Origin of the sequence: Methylobacter sp. (assembly GCF_023227905.1) — a bacterium.
Classification (GTDB): Bacteria; Pseudomonadota; Gammaproteobacteria; order Methylococcales; family Methylomonadaceae; genus Methylobacter_A.
Genome location: NZ_JALOCF010000004.1, coordinates 134,963 through 157,016 on the forward strand (window position 1 = coordinate 134,963; position 22,054 = coordinate 157,016).

General features: G+C 49.2%; 21 protein-coding genes and 1 tRNA gene. 17 read left to right on the forward strand and 5 right to left on the reverse strand.

The window, feature by feature from the left end; all coding sequences use genetic code 11:
• Positions 1-369: 369 nt before the first annotated feature.
• A tRNA-Leu gene (locus tag M0R47_RS02970) sits at positions 370-456 on the reverse strand.
• 249 nt (positions 457-705) lie between these two features.
• On the opposite strand from M0R47_RS02970, the gene rnr reads away from it, so the two are divergent.
• The 14 genes from rnr (at position 706) to M0R47_RS03040 (ending at position 13,494) form a co-directional block, all read left to right on the forward strand.
• On the forward strand, positions 706-2,943 hold the full coding sequence (rnr, locus tag M0R47_RS02975) for a ribonuclease R (RefSeq protein ID WP_292550093.1): 2,238 nt from the start codon (positions 706-708) through the stop codon (positions 2,941-2,943).
• Positions 2,940-3,686, forward strand: coding sequence for a 23S rRNA (guanosine(2251)-2'-O)-methyltransferase RlmB (rlmB, locus tag M0R47_RS02980; protein WP_292550097.1), 747 nt, complete (start codon positions 2,940-2,942; stop codon positions 3,684-3,686). Before rnr ends, rlmB begins: the two co-directional genes overlap by 4 nt.
• Positions 3,687-3,701: 15 nt before the next feature.
• Positions 3,702-4,325, forward strand: coding sequence for a cytochrome c biogenesis heme-transporting ATPase CcmA (gene ccmA / locus M0R47_RS02985; RefSeq protein WP_292550100.1), 624 nt, complete (start codon positions 3,702-3,704; stop codon positions 4,323-4,325).
• Positions 4,325-4,999, forward strand: a complete 675-nt coding sequence (ccmB, locus tag M0R47_RS02990; protein ID WP_292550103.1) for a heme exporter protein CcmB — start codon at positions 4,325-4,327, stop codon at positions 4,997-4,999. The genes ccmA and ccmB overlap by 1 nt, the downstream gene beginning before the upstream one ends.
• 124 nt (positions 5,000-5,123) lie before the next feature.
• The gene (locus M0R47_RS02995; RefSeq protein ID WP_292550106.1) at positions 5,124-5,885 is read left to right on the forward strand and encodes a heme ABC transporter permease; all 762 of its coding nucleotides are present in this window, start codon (positions 5,124-5,126) and stop codon (positions 5,883-5,885) included.
• Positions 5,885-6,043 (forward strand): heme exporter protein CcmD, encoded by a 159-nt coding sequence (gene ccmD / locus M0R47_RS03000; RefSeq protein ID WP_292550109.1) that lies wholly within the window; start codon positions 5,885-5,887, stop codon positions 6,041-6,043. Before M0R47_RS02995 ends, ccmD begins: the two co-directional genes overlap by 1 nt.
• A 3-nt stretch (positions 6,044-6,046) precedes the next feature.
• Entirely contained in the window at positions 6,047-6,490 is a 444-nt protein-coding gene (ccmE, locus tag M0R47_RS03005) for a cytochrome c maturation protein CcmE (RefSeq protein ID WP_292550111.1), read from the forward strand.
• A gap of 2 nt (positions 6,491-6,492) precedes the next feature.
• A complete protein-coding gene (locus tag M0R47_RS03010) occupies positions 6,493-8,424 on the forward strand; it encodes a heme lyase CcmF/NrfE family subunit (protein WP_292550113.1) in 1,932 nt (643 codons plus the stop codon).
• Positions 8,425-8,513: 89 nt separating this feature from the next.
• Positions 8,514-9,044, forward strand: a complete 531-nt coding sequence (locus M0R47_RS03015; protein ID WP_292550116.1) for a DsbE family thiol:disulfide interchange protein — start codon at positions 8,514-8,516, stop codon at positions 9,042-9,044.
• On the forward strand, positions 9,044-9,502 hold the full coding sequence (locus M0R47_RS03020) for a cytochrome c-type biogenesis protein (protein ID WP_292550119.1): 459 nt from the start codon (positions 9,044-9,046) through the stop codon (positions 9,500-9,502). Before M0R47_RS03015 ends, M0R47_RS03020 begins: the two co-directional genes overlap by 1 nt.
• Positions 9,503-9,504: 2 nt before the next feature.
• A complete protein-coding gene (gene ccmI / locus M0R47_RS03025) occupies positions 9,505-10,755 on the forward strand; it encodes a c-type cytochrome biogenesis protein CcmI (RefSeq protein WP_292550168.1) in 1,251 nt (416 codons plus the stop codon).
• Positions 10,755-12,134 (forward strand): oxygen-independent coproporphyrinogen III oxidase, encoded by a 1,380-nt coding sequence (gene hemN / locus M0R47_RS03030; RefSeq protein WP_292550171.1) that lies wholly within the window; start codon positions 10,755-10,757, stop codon positions 12,132-12,134. Before ccmI ends, hemN begins: the two co-directional genes overlap by 1 nt.
• Positions 12,135-12,142: 8 nt before the next feature.
• Entirely contained in the window at positions 12,143-12,349 is a 207-nt protein-coding gene (locus tag M0R47_RS03035) for a SlyX family protein (RefSeq protein ID WP_292550123.1), read from the forward strand.
• 86 nt (positions 12,350-12,435) lie between these two features.
• Positions 12,436-13,494 (forward strand): phosphotransferase, encoded by a 1,059-nt coding sequence (locus M0R47_RS03040; protein ID WP_292550126.1) that lies wholly within the window; start codon positions 12,436-12,438, stop codon positions 13,492-13,494.
• 25 nt (positions 13,495-13,519) lie between these two features.
• Here M0R47_RS03040 and M0R47_RS03045 read toward each other — a convergent pair whose 3' ends face one another.
• Entirely contained in the window at positions 13,520-14,071 is a 552-nt protein-coding gene (locus M0R47_RS03045) for a Smr/MutS family protein (protein ID WP_292550129.1), read from the reverse strand.
• Between the two features lie 74 nt (positions 14,072-14,145).
• Between M0R47_RS03045 and surE the strand changes: the two genes are divergently transcribed.
• Together surE and M0R47_RS03055 are read left to right on the forward strand one after the other, a co-directional pair.
• The gene (gene surE, locus M0R47_RS03050; protein WP_292550132.1) at positions 14,146-14,898 is read left to right on the forward strand and encodes a 5'/3'-nucleotidase SurE; all 753 of its coding nucleotides are present in this window, start codon (positions 14,146-14,148) and stop codon (positions 14,896-14,898) included.
• Entirely contained in the window at positions 14,895-15,557 is a 663-nt protein-coding gene (locus M0R47_RS03055; RefSeq protein ID WP_292550134.1) for a protein-L-isoaspartate(D-aspartate) O-methyltransferase, read from the forward strand. The genes surE and M0R47_RS03055 overlap by 4 nt, the downstream gene beginning before the upstream one ends.
• A 442-nt stretch (positions 15,558-15,999) precedes the next feature.
• On the opposite strand, the gene fusA is transcribed toward M0R47_RS03055, so the two are convergent.
• Complete coding sequence (gene fusA, locus M0R47_RS03060) at positions 16,000-18,084, reverse strand: elongation factor G (RefSeq protein ID WP_292550137.1); 2,085 nt, start codon at positions 18,082-18,084, stop codon at positions 16,000-16,002.
• A gap of 859 nt (positions 18,085-18,943) precedes the next feature.
• Here fusA and M0R47_RS03065 point away from each other — a divergent pair.
• Positions 18,944-20,458, forward strand: coding sequence for an HDOD domain-containing protein (locus M0R47_RS03065; protein WP_292550140.1), 1,515 nt, complete (start codon positions 18,944-18,946; stop codon positions 20,456-20,458).
• Positions 20,459-20,465: 7 nt separating this feature from the next.
• Here M0R47_RS03065 and aat read toward each other — a convergent pair whose 3' ends face one another.
• Entirely contained in the window at positions 20,466-21,161 is a 696-nt protein-coding gene (gene aat, locus M0R47_RS03070) for a leucyl/phenylalanyl-tRNA--protein transferase (RefSeq protein ID WP_292550143.1), read from the reverse strand.
• 58 nt (positions 21,162-21,219) lie between these two features.
• Positions 21,220-22,054: thioredoxin-disulfide reductase (gene trxB, locus M0R47_RS03075; protein ID WP_292550146.1), on the reverse strand; the 835-nt coding region annotated here is incomplete at its 5' end.

Sequence of the window (22,054 nt, forward strand, 5' to 3'; positions counted from 1 at the left end):
TCGTCTTGGTCATGACCGGATTACTCGTGAGCGCAAAGTGTCTTTCGGCTCACTCAACCGGCGTTGAGTTTATCTCATAGTTGACAAGACTGATCCGGCTGACGGGTTGCCAGTCTTTGTATCCTGAAAATGCTTGGTTTGCAGGAAAATAATGAATTCAAGGCGGCCGAATACGGGCCTGGACGCGATCGGAATGCAGTGTTTGTAGTAGTTCTGAAGGCGTTTAATGAGGTATTGGGACGAAAGGGTGAACATGATGGCCCTTCTGCTCGGTATATCGTGTGTAGCAGTTTATGTGGCGCGGAGAAATTTACTCGCCTCGTTTTGTTAAAAAACGGGTAAAATCAATAAGGAAGGGATATAATCGAATGGTGCCGAGGAGAGGACTTGAACCTCCACGGGGTTGCCCCCACCAGCACCTGAAGCTGGCGTGTCTACCAATTTCACCACCTCGGCAAAGGTTAGCTGTAAAAGCTAAAGTGAGCGCGCACTATACCTATCCTCTTTGCTTTTGTCAATTAAGTGCGAAGTTTTTATATAAACTTAAATGATTTCGAGATAGACGCCGTAGCGTCACCTCGAGCTAACGGGAAATAGTTTTTCGCATAAGACCCAAAAACTTTTCTCTTTCAATCCTAATCGATATACTAAGCCTATATATTAAGATATGTTTAATAATATCCATTCTCCTAGTTAATTATTTAAATGACATTGAAGTCTAAAAAAGACGTTGATTTTAAATCAACAAATGATCCATATGCTCAGCGCGAAGCTGAGAAATATGAGAACCCGATTCCCAGCCGCGAATTAATTCTCCAATTGATCGAACATGCTGGAAAACCGTTGCGCCGCGAAGAAATCGCCGAGGCCTTTTCTCTTGAAGATGAAGATCAGCTAGAGGCCTTACGACGCCGTTTGCGGGCCATGGAAAGAGACGGGCAATTATTGTTTAATCGCGGCAAAAAATATTGCCTGGTTAACAATGAGGATTTAATTGCCGGGCGCGTCATCGGCCATGCGGACGGTTTTGGCTTTCTTAAGCCGGATGATGGGTCGGATGACCTGTTCTTATCGCCGCGGGAAATGAATCCGTTGCTGCACAATGACCGGGCGCTGGTGCGTATTGCCGGGATCGATAAAAAAGGCCGCCGGGAAGGCGCGGTTGTTGAGGTTCTACAGAGAAACACTCACCAGATTGTAGGGCGGCTTTATAAGGAAAATGGTTTTACCTATGTGGTGCCGGATAATAAAAATATAGCGCAAACCGTCCTGATTCAGAAAGGCGGCATCGGCAAAGCCAAGCAAGGGCAGATTGTCGTTGCGGAAGTTACCGAGCAGCCGACGCAGCTTCACCAGCCGATCGGCCGGATCATCGAAGTCATGGGTGAACACATGGCGCCGGGGATGGAAATCGATATGGCGATCCGCTCCTATAATCTGCCAAACCATTGGCCTGATGAGCTGCTGGAAGAAATCAAGCCGCTTAAAAATGAGGTGCCGGAGTCAGCAAAACAAAACCGGGTCGATTTACGGCAAACTCCATTAGTTACAATTGATGGCGAAGATGCTCGCGATTTTGACGATGCCGTCTATTGCCAGAAAACCCCCAAAGGCTGGAAGCTGCTGGTGGCAATTGCCGATGTTTCGCATTATGTACAGATTAATTCGGAATTGGACAAAGAGGCTCAAAAACGCAGCACGTCGGTCTATTTTCCGGAACGGGTCATACCCATGTTGCCGGAAATCTTGTCTAATGGCTTGTGTTCGCTTAATCCTCAGGTAGACCGCTTATGCATGGTATGTGAGCTGCTTATTAACGAGCAAGGTTTGGTCACGCGGTCGCGCTTTTTTGATGCGGTGATGAGTTCTCATGCCAGATTGACCTATACCGAAGTCGCAAAAATGCTGGTCGAGGGCGATAAGTCATTAGCCGAGCAATACAACGCGTTGATGCCGCATTTACAGGAGTTGTACGCGCTTTACAAGGTTATGCGAGTAAGCCGGGAAAAGCGCGGCGCGATGGATTTTGACACCCAGGAAACCCGCATTATTTTCGGCCCAGAGCGTAAGATTGAAAAGATAGTGCCGGTGGTGCGTAACGATGCTCATAAATTGATTGAAGAGTTTATGATCACCGCGAACATGGCGGCAGCTCGTTTTTTAAATAACAAAAAAATGCCCAAGCTGCTGCGGATACATGACGGTCCGAGTGCCGACAAGCTGCTTAACCTGAAAACGTTTCTCGGCGAATTGGGTTTAAGCTTGGGCGGGGGCGCTAAACCGACGCCGCTGGATTATATGTATTTGATCGAATCAATCAAAGACCGGCCCGATGCGCATTTGATACAGACCGTATTGTTACGTTCGATGTCGCAAGCCGTCTACAGCCCAGAATTAAAAGGCCATTTCGGTTTGGCGTTGGAAGCTTACGCGCACTTTACTTCGCCGATCCGCCGTTATCCTGATTTGCTGGTGCATCGCGCGATCAGGCATTGTTTGCAGGGCAAGTCGGTCGAAAGCTTTTTCTACGGGCTCCCTGATATGGTGGTGTTGGGCGAGCAATGCTCCGCCAATGAGCGGCGAGCTGACGAAGCGACGCGGGATGTGGTGAGCTGGCTCAAATGCGAATATATGATGGATAAGGTCGGCGAGGAATTTCCGGGCATTATTTCAGCGGTTACCTCATTTGGCTTCTTTGTTGAGCTTGACGAAATCTATGTAGAAGGCTTGGTTCATATCAGCAACCTGGCGCAGGATTATTTTCATTTTGATGCGACCAGCCATCAGTTAAGAGGCGAGCGTACCGGTGTTAATTATCGCCTGGGTGACAGTGTCATCGTCAGAGTCGCGCGTGTTGATCTGGATGAAAAGAAGATTGACTTTGAGCTGACGAAAAAACAAGACGTAATGAAGAAGCCTAAAAAGAGACGCCGTAAAAAATGAAATTAAGCAAAGTATACGGCATACATTCAGTACAGTCGGCGTTGGATTATTCCCCTAAAAAAATTAATAAAGCCTGGATTGACAGCCAAAGACAAGACAAGCGCTTAACGCAACTGGTCGAGGATTTATTGGATTTGGGCATAGAACCCGAAAAAACTGACCGGAAAAAGCTGGATCGTTTTGCGGACAGCAATAATCATCAAGGCATTGTTATTGAAGTTGAAATGCCGGAAGAGTTATCGGAAAGTCATCTCAAGGATGCCGTGTTAACGGTGTCGGGAACGCCTTTATTTCTGGTGTTGGACAATGTTCAGGACCCGCACAATTTCGGGGCCTGCCTTAGAACCGCGGACGCTACCGGCGTGCATGGAGTCATTATCACTAAAGATAACGCTACCGGTATTACCCCGACAGTCTGTAAGGTGGCTAGCGGTGCTGCAGAAACGGTACCGGTCTATCAAGTCACCAATTTAGCAAGAACCTTGCGCTGGCTCAAAGAACAAGGCGTCTGGGTCATGGGGGCAGCGGGCGAAGCAACGCAAACCGCCTATCAAACCGATTTTACGGTGCCTCTGGCTTTGGTCGTCGGCGCTGAGGGCAAGGGTTTAAGACGGTTGACCAAGGAGCAATGCGACATGCTGGTCAAATTGCCGATGCTGGGCAAGGTAGAAAGCCTTAATCTGTCTGTTGCAACCGGTGTGCTGCTTTATGAGGCCGTGCGTCAGCGGTCACTGGTCGGCTGATTTATTTGTTGCATCATGCAAGCACAAGCAACACATTCTCTTGAAGGCAGAGGCTTAAGCTGTATACGCGATGACCGGATACTGTTTGAAGAGCTGGCTTTTGAATTGGTTTCAGGGCAGGTTTTACTGCTCGAAGGTAAAAATGGCAGCGGCAAAACCTCGTTACTGCGTATTTTATGCGGATTTCGCGAGCCTGATGCAGGTAGAATTGACTGGTGCGGCGAGGCTGTTAAAGATAGTCAGTTCTATGCGGATATGGCTTATGTCGGCCACTTGGATGGCATTAAAAAAGAACTGACGGTTCTGGAAAATCTAAAGATGTCTTTGGCCCTGAGCAGTTCCGGTCGCTACTCCATTGATCAGGCTTTAACGAAAGTGCATTTGTCGGGCTACGACGATGTCCTTGTGCAAACTTTATCGGCAGGCCAGAAAAGACGGCTGTCTTTAGCCAGATTGCTGATTACCGAAAATGTGTTGTGGATTCTGGATGAGCCTTTTACCTCATTGGACAGGCAAGGCATTGCCCTGATCGAATCGTTAATGACCGAACATTGCGGCAATGGCGGCATGATAGTCCTCACCTCACACCATGATATCGATCTGCCTGATGTCGATGTCCAGCGTATTAATTTATCCTGATGTCTTTATCCCGAGCTTTTTTTGCCGTTATTCGGCGCGATCTGGTGTTGGCTTTGCGGCGGCGTTCGGAGATAGCCAACCCGCTACTGTTTTTTATCCTGGTGATAACTCTGTTTCCGTTGGGGATCGGCGCGCAGCCGCATCTATTGCAAGCCATTGCGCCGGGGATTATCTGGGTTTCCGCATTATTGGCGGCGATGCTGTCCCTCGACAGCCTGTTTCGTTCGGATTTTGATGACGGTTCCTTGGAACAGATTCTATTAAGTCCGCATCCGACATCGGTATTGGTATTGGCTAAAATCGTTGCCCATTGGTTGGTGACCGGATTGCCATTATTGATTGTGGCGCCGCTGCTGGCAGTTTTTTTGGGCTTGCCCAATCATGCTCTGGGAATTTTGTTGTTGACCTTGTTGCTTGGAACGCCGGTATTAAGCTTAATAGGAGCCATTGGCGTTGCGCTGACCGTAGGACTTCGCCGGGGCGGCATGATTTTGTCGCTGCTGGTTTTGCCATTGTATGTGCCGGTGCTGATCTTTGCCGGTAATGCAGTGCAGATGGCCGGCAGCGGATTGCCGGTCGATGCGCAAATTAATATTCTGGTTGCCATTTTATTGATGGCTTTGGTGTTAACGCCTTTGCCGACAGCGGCCGCATTAAAAATGAGTATTAATTGATAATATCTCGTAGAATAATCGGCCATATTATCGACCTGGAATCAATGATGATGGTGTCGGCTAAATATTTGCTTAAAAACAGACCGTCCATACACTTTTAGTTTGAACCTTTGCCTGATTTTCTATGTTTTTAATTCCTGATCCCGTAGTCCGCTTCTTTCACCGCATGGCTTCGCCGCCGCATTTTTACGCTTTTAGCCAGCGCTTGATGCCGTGGCTGGTGGTTATTTTTCTACTGTTAACGGCCGCAGGTCTATATGGCGGTTTGTATCTTGCGCCAGCCGATTACCAGCAGGGCGATAGCTATCGCATTATCTATATCCATGTGCCCAGCGCCTGGATGTCGTTATTCATTTATGTGGTCATGGCAATTGCCGGAGCAATAGGTCTGGTTTGGCGCATCAAGCTGGCGGAGATTGTCGCGATCAGTAGTGCGCCGGTCGGCGCAAGCTTTACCTTTATCGCGCTGGTGACCGGTTCCTTGTGGGGCAAACCGATGTGGGGAACCTGGTGGGTTTGGGATGCGCGGTTAACGTCCGAATTGATATTGCTGTTTTTGTATCTCGGCGTCATCGGGCTGTACGGCGCGATAGACGATAAGCGCACCGCGTCCAGGGCCGTGGCTATTTTAGCCTTGGTCGGCGTGGTCAACATTCCGATTATTCATTATTCCGTCGAGTGGTGGAATACGCTACACCAAGGGCCGACGGTAACCAAAATGGATAAGCCGTCGATTCATGTCAGCATGTTGATCCCGTTATTGCTGATGGCGGTAGCGTTCAAATTTTATTACCTGATCGCGATGTTGCAGCGGGCGCGTACCGAATTGTTGCAGCGCGAACGCAATGCACAGTGGGTTAAGAACATGATTTCGGAGTCCAAATAATGACAATGCAGGAATTTTTCGCAATGGGCGGCTATGCCTTTTATGTCTGGACCTCTTACGGCCTGACCTTAATCGTGCTGCTTGCCAATATTATTATCCCGGTGGCACAGCGCAGACAGTTATTACGCTCCCTGGCGCTTAAGCAAAAACGGCACTAAATCATGAAACCAGCCAGAAAACAGCGATTAATGCTTATCGGCCTGATGGTCATCGGAGCCGGGCTTGCCACCGGGTTTGCGCTTAAGTCCTTTAATGAAAATTTGATGTATTTTTTTTCCACTACCGATGTCGTGGCAGGCAAGGCGCCAAAAGACACCTTATTTCGCCTGGGCGGCATGGTCATTAAAGGCTCTGTGGAAAGGCCGAATGACGGGCTGATGGTGCGCTTTAAACTGACTGATTTCAGTAAGGATGTGACCGTCGAATACACGGGCATCCTGCCGGATTTGTTCAGAGAAGGGCAGGGCATCGTTGCGCACGGGAAACTAAATGCACAGGGCGTGTTTATCGCCGAAGAAGTGTTGGCCAAACATGATGAAAATTACATGCCGCCGGAAGTGAAAAGCAGTTTAAAAAATCAGCCGGCGCCGGTTGCAGGCCAATAATAATGATTGCAGAACTCGGACATTTTTCGCTGATCTTAGCCCTATGCATGGCCGTTATTTTAGGGGGGCTGCCGATCATCGGCGCTTCCCGATCCATATCCGGCTGGATCGCTGTGGCAAGGCCTGCCGCGTTTGGGCAACTGTTCTTCATGGTTATTTCCTACGGCTGTCTGACTTATGGGTTCTTAACCCATGATTTTTCGGTCAAATACATTGCGACAAATTCCAATACCGCATTGCCGGTTTTGTATTTGGTTTCCGGGGTCTGGGGCGCGCATGAAGGCTCGTTACTGCTTTGGGCGCTGGTGCTGTCCTGCTGGACAGGCTTGGTGGCGATGTTCAGTCGTGCGATTCCTGAGGCTACCGTCGCTCGCGTTTTAGGCGTGATGGGGCTGGTCTCTATCGGCTTTATCCTGTTTTTATTACTGACATCCAATCCGTTTGAGCGGCTATTTCCAGTGCCGCTGGAAGGGCGCGATTTAAACCCATTACTGCAAGATCCTGGTCTGGCAATACACCCGCCGATGCTTTATATGGGCTATGTCGGCTTTTCCGTGGCCTTTGCTTTTGCCATTGCCGCGTTGCTGGAAGGTCGGCTGGATGCAGCCTGGGCGCGCTGGTCAAGACCCTGGACCAACATCGCCTGGATGTTTTTGACGCTGGGCATAGCCTTGGGCAGCTGGTGGGCTTATTACGAATTGGGCTGGGGCGGCTGGTGGTTCTGGGACCCGGTCGAAAACGCTTCCTTCATGCCCTGGCTGGTCGGCACCGCGCTGATCCATTCGTTAGCCGCCACCGAAAAACGCGGCGTGTTCAAGACCTGGACGGTGTTGCTGGCGATTTTTGCTTTTTCGTTAAGCCTGCTCGGTACATTTCTGGTCCGGTCCGGCGTATTGACTTCGGTGCATGCGTTTGCCAGCGACCCTGCAAGAGGTTTGTTTATTCTGATATTTCTGGCCGTCGTGGTGGGGGGATCGTTATTGCTGTATGCGATAAGAGCGCCTTACGTCAAGAGCAGCGCGACCTTTGAATTGGTGTCCAAAGAATCGGCGATATTGCTGAACAACGTGTTGTTGGTGGTAACGGCTTCCAGTATTTTGCTCGGCACGCTGTATCCTCTGGTAATTGACGCGTTGGGACTGGGCAAGATCTCAGTCGGGCCTCCATATTTTAATGCCGTATTCATTCCACTGATGGCGCCGCTGGCGATTGCCGTGGGTTTGGGCATGTTGCTGCGCTGGAAAAGAGACAATATCAACGCGATTGCCTTGCGGGTGCGCTGGCTTGTTTTGGCTTGCGTTGCAGGCGGACTGCTGATTCCGTTGCTGATGCCGTTTTATTCGTGGGGCGCAGTATTGGGCTTAACGCTGGCGTTGTGGACGGTTGCGATCACCGCGATGTCTTTTGTCGACCGCATGGGGTCGCAAGGGTTTTCCTGGCAACGCTTGCAAACCGTACCGGCCGGTTTTTACGGTATGACTGTGGCGCATTTAGGTATAGCGGTATTCGTGGTCGGCATTACCCTGACCTCCGTTTACAGCGTCGAAAAAGATGTCCGCATGGCACCCTCCGACAAGCTGGATATGTCCGGCTATATTTTTGAATTTCACGGCGTTAAACAAACCCAAGGGCCTAACTATGTTGCCGAACAGGCGTTTGTGACCGTCAGTTACGACGGCAAACAGGTCGCTAAACTGGAACCGCAAAAACGGGTTTACCGGGTGCAAAAAATGCCGATGACCGAAGCGGCTATCGATGCCGGATTGTTTCGGGATTTGTTTGTTGCGATAGGCGAGCCGCTCGGCGATAAGGGCGCGTGGAGCCTCAGGATTTACTACAAGTCATTTATCCGCTGGATTTGGCTGGGCGCGCTGTTCATGGCGGCGGGCGGCTTGTGTGCGGCTTGTGATAGACGATATCGAATTGCAAAATAGTTTAAAGATTACCACCAGGAAGAAGGACGCGAAGTTTTATATCTTCGTGTCCTTCGTAGTGAATCCATGTGTAACCCTAAATAAATATAATGCTTAAATACATCCTCCCTTTAATATTATTTATCGTTCTTGCGGTGTTCCTGGCGCTGGGCTTAAACCTTCATCCCAGTGAGATTCCTTCGCCGTTGATCGACAAACCGGCTCCGGCATTCTCCGCGCCGAAGCTTCAAGCACCTGAAGAAAAATTATCCCCAACCGATTTAAAAGGCAAAGTCTGGCTGTTTAATGTCTGGGCGTCGTGGTGCGCGTCTTGCCGCTCCGAACATCCGGTGCTGAACCAATTGGCTCAGCAAAAAGCCGCGGTTATCGTCGGCTTGAACTACAAGGACGAGCCGGAAGCAGCGAAAGGCTGGCTGGCGCAATTGGGCAACCCTTACGATGTCAGCATTATGGATCAGGATGGACGCATCGGTATCGATTGGGGCGTTTACGGCGTACCGGAGACCTTCGTCATCGATAAGCGGGGTGTGATCCGCTACAAGCATACCGGCCCCGTCACGCCTGAAGATGTGCAGCAGACTTTCCTGCCTTTGATTGCCAAGTTACAGGCTGAAAATTAATGAAGCGTTTATCCATTGTTTTGTTATTGGTACTGTCCGGCATGGCTTGCGCCGGTGTCGAATACCGGCAATTTGCCAGCCCTGAGCAGCAAGAGGCTTACGAAAGCCTGACTTCGGAATTGCGCTGTCTGGTCTGTCAAAACCAGACCATCGCCGATTCCAATGCGGAACTGGCCGCGGATTTGCGCAGGCAAGTCTACGAAATGCTGCAACAAGGCAAATCAAAGCAAGACATAGCCCAATTTATGACCGATAGATACGGCGATTTTGTTTTGTATAATCCGCCGTTTAAGCTTAAAACCGGCCTGTTGTGGATAGGACCGGTGATGTTCCTGTTAATCGGTTTGATCGCAGTGTTTTTGTTTACGCGCCGAAAAAAGACCGCTGCAACGGTTGAAATCAGCGCGGAAAAGCAGCAAAAAATCCGCAGCTTATTGGAAAAAGGTGATCAGTCTTGAATATGTTATTTTTGCTGATTGCCAGCGTAATGATCTTGGTCGCTTTCTTGATTGTGCTGCCGCCGTTGTGGCGGAAACATTCGGTTGCAGCAGCCGACCAGGACCAGCGTAATATCGCCATTGCTAGGCAGCGATTGGCTGAGCTTAAGGAACAGCTGCAAGCAGGCGCATTAACTCAGGCGCTTTACGATGAGCAGTTGGTCGAACTTGAACAGGCTTTGAGCGATGATCTCGATATAGAGAGTCATGTCAATGAAGCAACGTCGCCCGGCCGGTGGATAGCGCTGGTGCTGGTTTTAGCAATCCCTTTTGTGGCGGGTTCGCTTTATTGGACACTCGGCAACTATCAGTCATTAACGCAGGAAAATCAAACAGCCGCGGCAAATCCGGCAGTACCCGAACTGGAGAAGATGAAAAGCATGGTTGCCGGGCTTGCGGAGCGCCTGAAAAAACAGCCGGACGATGCGATGGGCTGGACGATGTTAGGCCGATCCTACAAGTATTTGCAACAATATCCTCAAGCTGCCGAAGCGTTTGAACACGCCTACAAGTTAATAGGCGAGCAGCCGGAAATCATGCTGCTTTACGCCGATGCCCTGGCTTTTTCCAACAATGAGCAGATGGCCGGAAAACCCACGGAACTGGTGTTTAAAGCCTTGGCGATGGAGCCTAATAACGTGACCGGCCTGTGGCTTGGCGGCATGGCCAAAGCGCAAACAGGCGATTTTGCGGCGGCAATGGATTTGTGGACAAAACTTGAGGCGCAGCTGCCGCCGGGATCCGAAGCCCAGCAGGAAATACAAGGCCTGCTGGCAAAACTTGCCACCCAGATACCGGAAGGCGCTGCCGAGCAAGCGGAATCAAAACCTGAGCAACCGATTGCGACGCTTCCGCCCTCCTCGCCAATCGCGAGTATTAATGTTCAGGTAAGCTTGGCACCCGAGTTGCAAAAATCGGCCAGCCCTAACGACACCGTCTTTATTTATGCTCAGGCCTTGTCCGGCCCCAAAATGCCGCTGGCTATCGTGCGTAAACAGGTTTTTGAATTGCCGTTAACCGTCAGTTTGACGGATGCGATGGCAATGATGCCGACCATGAAGTTATCGAATTTCGAGCAAGTCAAATTGCTGGCGCGCATTTCCAAATCCGGCGATGCGATGCAACAACCCGGCGATTTGATCGGCGTTGTTGAGCAGGTGGCTCTGAACGATAAAAGCCCGCATAAAGTAATCATTAACAGCCAAGTAAAATGATGGATCAGTCTATAAAATTCAATTTGGGTCTGATCAACCGTTACGATAAGGCCGGCCCCCGTTATACCTCGTATCCGACTGCACTGGAGCTGCATGAAGGCTTCGGCGACAGGGAATATCGGCAGCACATCGCAAAATCCAATGCCGCAGGCGGGCCGCTGTCGCTGTATTTCCATATCCCATTTTGCGACACTGTCTGTTTTTACTGCGCCTGCAACAAAATCGTTACTAAAAACCGCAAACATGCGGAACCTTATTTGGCGAATCTGTGCAAGGAAATTGCGATGCAGGGCGATTTGTTCGACTCCGGCCGGGTCGTCAATCAGTTGCACTGGGGCGGCGGCACGCCGACTTTTTTAAGTTACGAGCAGATGCTTACCCTGATGGCGGTAACCCGCGAGCATTTTCAGTTAAGGGACGACGATAAGGGCGAATATTCAATCGAAGTCGATCCTCGCGAAACCAACGGCCAGACCATGAGACAGCTTCGCGAACTGGGCTTTAACCGGGTCAGTTTAGGTCTACAGGATTTCGATCCGGGCGTGCAAAAAGCCGTCAACCGCCTGCAAAGCGAAGAGCAGACGTTCAGCGTTTTAGAAGCGGCCAGAGCCGAAGGTTTCCGCTCAACCAATATCGATTTGATCTATGGATTGCCGCTGCAAACGGTCGATACCTTCGCCAAGACCTTGGATAAAATCCTGGCGGTAGAACCGGACCGCTTCTCGATCTTCAACTACGCTCACATGCCGGCACGGTTTAAAACCCAGCGCCAAATCAACGATGCCGATATGCCGACGCCCGACGTCAAGCTGGCTATTTTGCAGATGGTGGGGCAAAGACTGACCGAAGCGGGCTATGTCTATATCGGCATGGATCATTTCGCCAAACCCGATGACGAACTTGCCGTCGCGCAGCGCGAGGGACACTTGTACCGTAACTTCCAGGGCTATTCCACGCATTCGGATTGCGATCTGGTGGGCTTGGGCATTACTTCGATAGGCCGGGTAGGCGATGCCTATATCCAGAATGTCAAAGAGCTGGACGAATACGATCAACTGATCAGCCAAGGACAATTGCCGGTCTTTAAAGGCGTCGAGCTGGACGATGACGACAAACTGCGCCGCGCCGTGATCACCCAACTGATTTGCCATTTCGACTTGAGCTTTGCCGCTATCGAGCAGCAATTCGACATTAACTTTAGCGATTACTTCGCCAAGGAAATTGAAGCATTAGCACCGATGCAAGCCGACGGTTTGCTGATGCTGTCGGCACAAGGCATTAAAGTGTTATCCGCCGGTCGCTTGCTGATCCGCAATATCTGCATGGTGTTCGATAAATATCTGGCACAAAAACAACAACAATTTTCAAAAGTTATCTAAGTCCCTGTATGAATGACGAACGAATCATTGAATTGGAAATAAAGGTCGCTTATCAGGAAGATTTGCTGCAAGAATTGAACAAGATAGTCGCCGGGCAGCAGCAGCAGATCGACCGCCTGGAAGCTACGTGCAAAATGCTTAATGAGCGGATTAAAAGCCTGTCCGTCGAGGGCAGTGCCGGAGAGAATGTCGAGGAAGCCCCTCCGCATTACTAAGAGCTGCTTGAGTCATCGCTATAGCTCAAATCAGCTGCAAACAGCGTCAAAAGCTACTAATAACAAAAATGAAGCAGAACATTCTCGTGCGCCATCCAGACGACTTAACGGTTTCCTGGGCCCAGCACATTGTTAATCAACATGACGACAACACCATCGTTGCCAATGTGGATGTGGTTGCCGTAGACATTGGCACGACAACGCGTGTTTGCGTCGCTGTCGGGCATAATGGCCCGAACACGCTGCCGAACCGGTGGTTTGTAAAGTTGCCGTCATTGACGTGGCGGGCGTGGTTGATTACTGCGTTACCCAGGCTGCTTCAGACCGAAGTGCGTTTTTATAATGAATTGGCGGAGGCGGTTCCTCTTAGCAAGCCTGTCTGTCTGGCGGCGCAAAGCCGGTTCGGCCGAGGCTCGACGCTGGTGCTTGCCGATATCGCTGAATTCGACGGAGTTCCCAGTGCCGCCAGCGATACCTTGACGTTTGAACAAGCGGCTTTGGTTGTCGAGCAGCTTGCCTGTAGCCATGCGCGGTTTTGGAACAGCGTGCATCTCGATCCTAAATACCGCTGGCTGGCGGGACCGATCCGGTTTTTGGAAGATTTTCTGGGCACGGCTTTGGCCGTACCGCTGATGAAACGCGGCTTACGGTTGGCCGGAACACATATACCTTCGACTCTGCACGTTCCCGCTATTCATTATGCGCGGCATCGTCGGGCCGCGATGCGTTTTCTTTCCGACGCACCCAAAACGCTGGTTCATCATGACTGTCATCCGGGTAACTTGTTCTGGAACAATAACAGGTCCAAGGTCGGTTTTCTTGACTGGCAGCTGGTTCGCATAGGCGAAGGCGTCAGCGATGTGGCTTATTTTCTGGCTACTGCGCTGAGTGCGGAAACCCGGAGGCTTTATGAGGCGGAGTTGCTGGTCAAATATGCTCAAGCGTTGGCGGACAATGGGGTGGTAGATGTCGATAACACCCAGTTGGCGCAACGGTATCGCGCTCATCTGGTTTATGCCTTTGAAGCGATGGTCGTCACGCTTGCGGTGGGCGGCATGATGAAGCTGGATTGTAACCTGGAGCTGATACGCCGAACGGCTACCGCTGTGGAAGAATTAGACGCTTTCTCCGCTCTGCCGATTTGAAATAAGAGTAAGGCAGGGCATGCTTCTAAGCGCCATACTTTTCAGCTAACTGAAGCAGCACAAAAACCGCCCCGGTTCCGCCGTCTTTGGGTGGTGCGGAGCAAAAAGCCTGTACGTCTTTATGCTGTCTCAGCCATAAGTTCAGGTTGTTTTTCAGTACGGGATGGTTGTCGGCCGAACGATAGCCTTTACCGTGGACGATATGCACGCAGCGGCAGCCGTCTTCTACGCAGTCATGCAGAAAATGCAGCAGTTGCCGTTTTGCATCAGTGCTGCTGAGCCCATGCAGGTCGATTTCCGCATCCAGTCCGAATTGCCCTTTGCGCAGCTTTTTTAGCACATTATGTTGTAGCCCGGCAGCCATATAGCTCAGTGAGTCTTCAAGCCCGACTTTTTCAATATCAAACTCAGCCGTGGCGTTCAAGTGTTCTTCTACGTTAACAGCTTGGGACTTAGGGTAGGGTTTGGGTCTGATATCCGCTGTTAATAGCACTTTATCGCTTTTTACAACGTGTACTTTGCCAATGGCTTGACGAAATAGATCTCTATCTTCTGGAGTAAGGTTTTTTTTTGCCACGAAAGCTGATTTTGTTGTGTATTGTTGCTAATATGTCTGATTTTATAGCTTAATCGGCTTCAGGGCGATTGATAATGCATATTTTGTTAAGTAATGATGACGGGTACTTGGCTGAAGGACTCAATGCATTAGCCAATGCATTGAGCGCGCATGCTGATATATCGGTAGTCGCACCGGATAGAAACCGTAGTGCGGCAAGTAATTCGTTAACACTGGAAATGCCGTTGCGTGCTTATGTTGCGGACAACGGGTTCATAAAAGTTGACGGAACGCCCACCGATTGCGTGCATTTGGCAATAACCGGCTTATTGAAAAACGAGCCGGATATGGTTTTTGCGGGGATTAATCATGGCTCCAATTTGGGCGATGACGTGCTTTATTCGGGTACTGTCGCAGCGGCGTCCGAAGGTCGATTTTTAGGTTTGCCTGCCCTTGCTATTTCGCTGGTGGGCAGTAACCCGGTTCATTTTGATACCGCTGCCTACGTTGCTGTGACGCTGCTCCGGCAATTGATTAATAATCCCTTGCCGGAAGATACCATCCTTAATGTCAATGTGCCGGATGTCACTATTAAAGACTTAAAGGGCTATCAGGCAACCCGGCTGGGTCAGCGTCATAAATCGGAGCCGGTCATCAAAAGCGAAGATCCTCGCGGGCGTATTATTTATTGGGTAGGGCCGCCAGGAGCGGAGCAGGATGCCGGTCCCGGAACGGATTTTCACGCGGTTAATGCAGGTTTCGTGTCGGTTACGCCGTTACAGCTGGATTTGACCCGATATGAACGAATCAATGATTTAAAGGCCTGGTTGCCGGAGCGTGCAATATGATTCAGAGCCTGCAAGGCATAGGCATGACCTCTTTGCGCACCCGTGAGCGCATGATTAAGCGGTTAATGGATCAAGGCATCAGAAATCATAAAGTTCTGGCTGTCATGCGCGATACGCCTCGGCATATTTTTATGGATGAGGCTTTGTCCAGCCGGGCTTATGAAGATACTGCACTGCCGATTGGTTACAACCAGACGATTTCTCAGCCTTATATTGTCGCAAAAATGACTGAGTTGTTGTTTTCGTCATCGAACCGGTTGCCAAAAGTGTTGGAGATAGGCACCGGCTGCGGTTACCAAACGGCAATATTGGCCCAACTAGTCGATCATGTGTATTCCGTTGAAAGAATCGCGCCCTTGCAAAAAAAGGCCAAAGATCGGCTATGGGATTTAAAATTAAAAAATGTCAGCTACGTGCACAGTGACGGCGGCTGGGGGTGGCTGGATCATGCGCCGTATGATGGCATTCTGGTTGCTGCGGCACCTCCCGAAATACCGGAAATGCTGTTGCAGCAAATGGCTATCGGCGGCGTGATGGTTATTCCTGTCGGCAAGGGCGGCAGCCAGCGGTTACAGAGGGTAACGCGTACCGAAAGCGGCTATGAGGTTGAAAAGTTGGAACCGGTTGTTTTTGTGCCTTTTTTGTCCGGAAGGAAATAAGCTTGTTTTAAAACGGTACGACAAAATCCTGCGGCGGCCTTAACCTGGTGCGTGGTCAAGGATTGCAAAGTCAGGATGCTTGATTTTTCTCTTATACTCGCCAGATCGTTCGTCTAACAAACCCTGTTTTCAGGCAATGCCTGACGCAGGCGTTAGCTTCAATGAACATCAAAACTGTCTCGGCCGACTTAAGGCATGAGTAGTTTTCGATGTATGTCATCACTCATTTTTGGAGTGATGGTATGTGTCGGCCTCAACATTATGCCAACAGTTTATATAACTCCAGCACCCGTTAATGGCTACAGGCTATAAAACGTAGCAGGAAATTATGAGCTTGAAAAAGCGAGTGCGCTTGATTGCGGGAGCACTGTTGGAATAGAGGAATAGCGATGGGGGAGGATGTAGCCGGGCAGGCGAGCTGCCCGACGTACCTCTTTCTAGCTTATTTCTTTTTGTTGCGTTCGTTCACTTCTTTGATAACTTCTTCTGACACGTTCTTCGGGCACGGTAAGTAGTGCGAGAATTCCATGGAGAACTGACCGCGACCTGAAGTCATGGTGCGCAAGTCGCCGATGTAACCGAACATCTCACTCAACGGTACATCCGACTTGATACGAACACCGGTTGCGCCTGCATCTTGAGATTTGATCATGCCGCGGCGACGGTTAAGGTCACCGATAACATCACCAACATGATCAGCCGGCGTAAAAGTATCAACCTTCATGATTGGCTCGATCAATTGCGGTCCTGCTTTTGGAATCGATTGACGGAAAGCCGCTTTCGCAGCAATTTCAAACGCTATAGCAGATGAGTCAACCGCGTGGAAAGCACCGTCGGTTAAGATAACTTTAAAGTCCAAGCAAGGGAAGCCGGCCAATACGCCTTTATCCAACATGCTCTTAAAGCCTTTTTCAACCGCCGGCCAGTATTCGCGTGGCACGTTACCGCCGGTAACCGCTGATTCAAACACAAAACCGCTGCCTGGCTCGCCTGGCTCGATAATGTAATTGATCTTACCGTATTGACCGGAACCACCTGATTGCTTCTTGTGGGTGTACTCGTCTTCAACCGATTTGGTAATGGTTTCGCGGTAGGCCACTTGAGGTTTACCAACGATAACGTCAACGCCGTGAGTACGTCTTAAGATGTCGACTTTAATATCAAGATGCAGCTCGCCCATACCTTTAAGAATGGTTTCGCCACTGTCTTCATCGGTTTCAACGTGGAAAGACGGATCTTCCTGAATCATTTTACCCAGCGCGATACCCATTTTTTCGGAAGCCGCTTTGTCTTTTGGTGAAATCGCTAATGAGATAACGGGATCAGGGAAGACCATCGGTTCCAGTGTTGCAGGGAATTTAGGGTCGCACAGCGTGTGACCGGTTTGTACATTCTTCATACCCAATACGGCAACAATGTCACCCGCTTGAGCTGAATCAAGTTCATTACGGGCATCGGCATGCATTTCCACGATACGGCCGATACGCTCGGTTTTACCGGTGAAAGTATTCAGTACGGAAGTGCCTTTTTCCAGTTTGCCTGAGTAGATACGCAAGAAGGTTAACGCACCAAAACGATCGTCCATAATCTTGAATGCCAACGCGCGTAGCGGTTTGTCGGCATCAACGATAGCAAAAGTGCCTGTTGGGTTACCTTCCAGATCAACTTCGGGCTGTGGTTTAACTTCAGTTGGGCAAGGCAGGTAATCGATAACCGCGTCAAGTACCAACTGCACGCCTTTATTTTTAAAAGACGAACCGCAGTAAGTCGGGAAGAAATCCAGGTTAATCGTACCTTTGCGAATACAACGTTTGATAGTGTCGATATCAGGTTCTTCACCTTCCAGGTATTTTTCCATGACATCGTCATACTGATCGGCAACTTGGTCGATCATTTTTTCGCGCCATTTTTCAGCATCAGCCACCATGTCGGCAGGAATGTCTTTGATCTCGTAGTTCATTGGATCCCCGGAATCATCCCATATCCAGGCTTTGCGGGTCAGCAGGTCGACCACGCCGGAGAATTGATCTTCAGTACCGATAGGCAAAGTCATAACTAATGGCACAGCGCCGAGCACTTCTTCAACCTGTTTAACTACGCGGTAGAAGTCGGCACCGATGCGATCCAGTTTGTTGATATAGATAACACGGGATACTTCAGAATCGTTGGCATAGCGCCAGTTGGTTTCTGACTGAGGTTCAACACCGCCGGAACCACAGAAGACGCCGATACCGCCGTCAAGAACTTTCAATGAACGATAAACTTCAATAGTAAAGTCAACGTGTCCCGGAGTATCGATGATATTAAAACGGTGATCTTTCCAGAAACAAGTCGTTGCAGCCGACTGAATGGTAATACCGCGCTCCTGCTCCTGTTCCATGAAGTCTGTGGTCGCCGCGCCATCGTGCACTTCGCCGATTTTGTGGATTTTACCGGTGAGTTTTAAAATTCGCTCGGTAGTCGTTGTTTTGCCGGCATCGACGTGAGCGAAGATGCCGATGTTTCTGTAATGCGCTAAATCTGTCATGTTTTTACTCTAAAGTTGGGCATAAAAAACTTTTTGGTGACCGTTCTCGATAAACGCTCAAATTATGAACGTCTACTGAGGACTCGTACCGGGGCGGTGGGCTACATATCATAATCGCAGTCATACAACCTAAGACCGCGGTGGCGGTAGCCATCGGAGTGGATGAAATGCGTCAGGTACATGCTGATAGCTCAAAGCCGAGTGAGGTGCATTTTTTGGGTCACCATCGCTGCTCACTCGTCCAGCTTCGAAAGTTTTCTATTTTAACCTAAAAAACGTTATAAAAACATAGAAAACCCATGTGTTATGTTGTGGCTGCGTTAAAACGGTTAATCTGTTTGATCATTTAGTGTCGGTATATTGGATAAGGATAACCTTGAAGCCTTGGCGGGACAGTCCCAGCCGTTTTTAGATGCGTAAGATTAAGCTGCAGTATCCAATTATTTTTAGCTGTAGTTCTGTTGGTTTTTGGCATTGTCGAACGGCAAGGGTAGGCATGGAATATGCTTTTAATGTCCTTTAATACGAGGGGCAGCCAGCTTCGGCTGCCGCATTCTTTCAAAAACTAAAGATTAAAGAAGTGCCGTATGAAAGTAATATGAATAGAGATTTATTCTATATATAATTGAGCTAAAGTCTCGCAAAAACAGCTACATTTGTTGATATGTTATTGTGAAACATTCGCTTCAAAGCGGAAGGATAAGATTGAGCCTGATATTAGGGCCTTATAAATGTCCTGTTACAAAGCTTTTAGCGAGAACGGATCAATAACCAAGCCGCAAAAGCCGTTTTGTCGGCACGAGAAAAATGCCGCTTGCTTGGCAAGGCTTAAAGTGAAGTATGACTGGTAAACTACCAAATGACACCAAAGAATAATCCTCTAGAACTTAATTTAATCGAAATGGACACGGAAACGGTTTCTTCCAAAACTATAGCGGAGCCCCGCTCCCTTAGTGAGTGGACGCACGTGTTATGTAATGAAGAAATGCCGATATTTTCCAATACTGCATTAAGTGTTCATGACGTGTTGAGCGATGATAGGAAAGGTGCTATGGAATTGGCTTCTGTTATTTTGCAGGATCCGAATCTGACGGTTAAGTTATTAAAAATCAGTAACACGCCTCATTACAATCCGTCGCGCCAGAAAATGGTTACTGTATCACGGGCCATTATTATGCTTGGTTCCGAGGTTATTCGTGAGTTAACACTGGTTTGTTCCTTTTTAGAATGCATCCTATCTGCGATCAACAAACAGCAGGCCAGTGAAGAAATAGCTCAAGCTATTCATGCTGCGGTGCATGCAAAGTCCATAGCGATAGCGGCAAACGATTCACTGCCGGAAGAAATTTTTATTGCCACGTTACTTAATCATATCGGCAGTATCTCTTTCTGGTGTTTTTGCGGTGAACAGGGAGAGCGCATTCAAGCTTTAATAAATAAAGGAAAGTGCAGTCGCGAAGAAGCGGAAATACAAGTGCTAGGCTTTAAATTGACGGAACTGGGCACTTGCTTAAGTAAAGCCTGGAAATTAGGCGGCTTGATTGAGGAATCTATCAAGCCGGGGGTAAAGTCTAAAAATCCCAGAGTTGGTTTGGTTCACTTAGGGTATGAAATTACCGAGGCGTTAAAAGAAGGAGCAAGTTCAGCAAAGTATAATGCTTGTATCAGGAAGATCGAGGCTCTTACCAAGGAGCCTCAAAAAGACATAATTGAAAAGCTCCAAAATAATACGGCTAATGCCTCTGATATGGCTTGCCAATTTGGCGCCACCGATGCCGCCATGCTCATTCAAAGCCGTCTAAATAATGCTGTCGACTTGGAAGAGCCAGCGCCGGATATTGATAAAAAACAACTGCAACTTCATATTTCGCAAGACATAGTCTCAATAATAAGCGACCAAATCGATATCAATTTGTTGCTTGAAACGGTGCTTGAGGGGATTCATCGGGGTATCGGCATGGATCGAACTATCTTTTCCCTGTTAGTCTCCGATAAACAGTCACTTAAAGAAAAGCTGTCATTGGGCTGGCGCAAGGATTCGTATGAAAACAAGGTCGTTTTCAATGTTTCGGAAACACCCCCCAATATTTTTTTCCATGCTCTGGCCGGTACTCAAGCGTTCTGGGCCAAACCTTTGGTTAACACTAAGCTTTACATGCTCAGGGATATCAATGTGGTCGGAAAAAATGAATGTTTTATGATGCCGGTTTTTTCCAATAATATACCGATCGGGCTAATTTATGCCGATCGAGGGATTACTAACCAACCGTTAACTGAAGAAGATTTTAGCGCCTTTAAATACTTTTCCCAGCAGGCGAATATAGGTCTTACCGTTTACCGTATGCAGCGCACAGTCAATGGGAAAATTGATTAAACGGCGGTTATTGAGCGTGCCAGGCGGATGGGCTGGCAGGGCTATCGCAGTATTGATCAAGTAGTTTTATGAACCAGTCCCGCTCAATCTCTTGGGCGCCAAAGCCTTCCAAATGCGTTGTATGCACTTGGCAGTCTATCAACTGGTAATCCCAGGATTTAAGTTGCTGAACCAGGGTGGCAAAAGCTACTTTAGAGGCGTCGGTTCTGGTATGAAACATGGACTCGCCAAAAAAAACCTGTCCCAGCGCGACGCCGTATAATCCGCCAACCAGTTCGTCGCCAATCCAGGTTTCAACCGAATGAGCAAATCCGGCCTGATGCAGCTGATTATAAGCGACATTGATTTCTGCTGTTATCCAAGTGCCTGCGGTGTCCTTACGGGGGTTTGCGCAGGCGGCAATAACTTCATTAAAGGCTTGGTCAAAGGTTACTGAAAAAATGCTTTTACGCAGGGTTTTGCGCAAACTACGGGAAATAATCAGTTTATCCGGAAATAAAACCAGGCGCGGGTCCGGCGACCACCACAAGATAGGCTCATCGGGGTTATACCAAGGAAATATTCCATGGCGATAGGCGTTCAACAGTCGATGCTGGGACAGGCAGCCGCCGACCGCAATCAAGCCGTCCGGTTCGCGGAGAGCTTGGTGCGCCAAGGGGAAATCCTGCTCAGGATTTAAGGGGTCAAGAACGGTCAGTCGCATGGTCTAATTTAAAGTATGGAGCGGAAAGACTAGAGCAGTCATTATGTCCAAATGTAGTTTAACCGACTAACTCGTCAAGGAATTTTTCCGCATCCAGTGCCGCCATACAGCCTGCGCCCGCTGAAGTAATGGCTTGCTTATAAACAGAGTCCATCACATCGCCGGCAGCAAATACACCTTCAACGCTGGTGGCAGTGACGTTTCCGTGAATGCCGCTTTTGACTTTAATATAGCCGTGCTCCATTTCCAGTTGACCCTCAAAAAGACCGGTATTGGGCGTGTGACCAATGGCTATGAATACGCCGTGCACATCCAGTTCTTTGGTTGAACCGTCCAGAGCGTTTTTAATCCTGAGGCCGGTAACGCCCATGTCGTCTCCCAGCACTTCGTCCAGCTGATGATTCCATTCAATGGCGACATTGCCGTTTTGCGATTTTTCAAGGAGCTTGTCGGAGAGGATTTTTTCGGAGCGGAATTTGTCGCGGCGATGCACGACAGTGACCTTCGATGCGATATTGGACAAATACAGCGCTTCTTCAACAGCCGTATTGCCGCCGCCGATGACCGCAACGGGTTTATTCCTGTAGAAAAAGCCGTCGCAGGTGGCGCAAGCTGACACCCCCTTGCCTTTGAAAGCATCCTCGGATTCCAGGCCCAAATATCGCGCCGAAGCGCCGGTTGCAATAATCAGCGCATCGCAGGTATAGGTGCCGGAATCGCCGGTCAAGGTGAAAGGGCGGGCGGACAAGTCGGCCGTGTGAATGTGGTCGAAAATTATCTCGGTATTGAAGCGTTCGGCATGATTAAGCATTCTTTCCATCAGCGCCGGTCCTTGCAAACCCTCGATATCGCCGGGCCAGTTGTCGACTTCGGTTGTGGTCGTCAACTGGCCG

What these genes read in the sequence shown, in the direction of transcription:
- M0R47_RS03020 (WP_292550119.1), top strand. Translation starts at nt 9,044, where the DNA reads ATGAAGCGTTTATCCATTGTTTTGTTATTGGTACTGTCCGGCATGGCT.
- M0R47_RS03010 (WP_292550113.1), top strand. Translation starts at nt 6,493, where the DNA reads ATGATTGCAGAACTCGGACATTTTTCGCTGATCTTAGCCCTATGCATG.
- ccmA (WP_292550100.1), top strand. Translation starts at nt 3,702, where the DNA reads ATGCAAGCACAAGCAACACATTCTCTTGAAGGCAGAGGCTTAAGCTGT.
- ccmD (WP_292550109.1), top strand. Translation starts at nt 5,885, where the DNA reads ATGACAATGCAGGAATTTTTCGCAATGGGCGGCTATGCCTTTTATGTC.
- rlmB (WP_292550097.1), top strand. Translation starts at nt 2,940, where the DNA reads ATGAAATTAAGCAAAGTATACGGCATACATTCAGTACAGTCGGCGTTG.
- M0R47_RS03065 (WP_292550140.1), top strand. Translation starts at nt 18,944, where the DNA reads ATGACACCAAAGAATAATCCTCTAGAACTTAATTTAATCGAAATGGAC.
- M0R47_RS03035 (WP_292550123.1), top strand. Translation starts at nt 12,143, where the DNA reads ATGAATGACGAACGAATCATTGAATTGGAAATAAAGGTCGCTTATCAG.
- M0R47_RS03015 (WP_292550116.1), top strand. Translation starts at nt 8,514, where the DNA reads ATGCTTAAATACATCCTCCCTTTAATATTATTTATCGTTCTTGCGGTG.
- aat (WP_292550143.1), bottom strand. Translation starts at nt 21,161, where the DNA reads ATGCGACTGACCGTTCTTGACCCCTTAAATCCTGAGCAGGATTTCCCC.
- surE (WP_292550132.1), top strand. Translation starts at nt 14,146, where the DNA reads ATGCATATTTTGTTAAGTAATGATGACGGGTACTTGGCTGAAGGACTC.
- fusA (WP_292550137.1), bottom strand. Translation starts at nt 18,084, where the DNA reads ATGACAGATTTAGCGCATTACAGAAACATCGGCATCTTCGCTCACGTC.
- M0R47_RS03055 (WP_292550134.1), top strand. Translation starts at nt 14,895, where the DNA reads ATGATTCAGAGCCTGCAAGGCATAGGCATGACCTCTTTGCGCACCCGT.
- ccmI (WP_292550168.1), top strand. Translation starts at nt 9,505, where the DNA reads ATGTTATTTTTGCTGATTGCCAGCGTAATGATCTTGGTCGCTTTCTTG.
- ccmB (WP_292550103.1), top strand. Translation starts at nt 4,325, where the DNA reads ATGTCTTTATCCCGAGCTTTTTTTGCCGTTATTCGGCGCGATCTGGTG.
- hemN (WP_292550171.1), top strand. Translation starts at nt 10,755, where the DNA reads ATGGATCAGTCTATAAAATTCAATTTGGGTCTGATCAACCGTTACGAT.
- M0R47_RS02995 (WP_292550106.1), top strand. Translation starts at nt 5,124, where the DNA reads ATGTTTTTAATTCCTGATCCCGTAGTCCGCTTCTTTCACCGCATGGCT.
- rnr (WP_292550093.1), top strand. Translation starts at nt 706, where the DNA reads ATGACATTGAAGTCTAAAAAAGACGTTGATTTTAAATCAACAAATGAT.
- ccmE (WP_292550111.1), top strand. Translation starts at nt 6,047, where the DNA reads ATGAAACCAGCCAGAAAACAGCGATTAATGCTTATCGGCCTGATGGTC.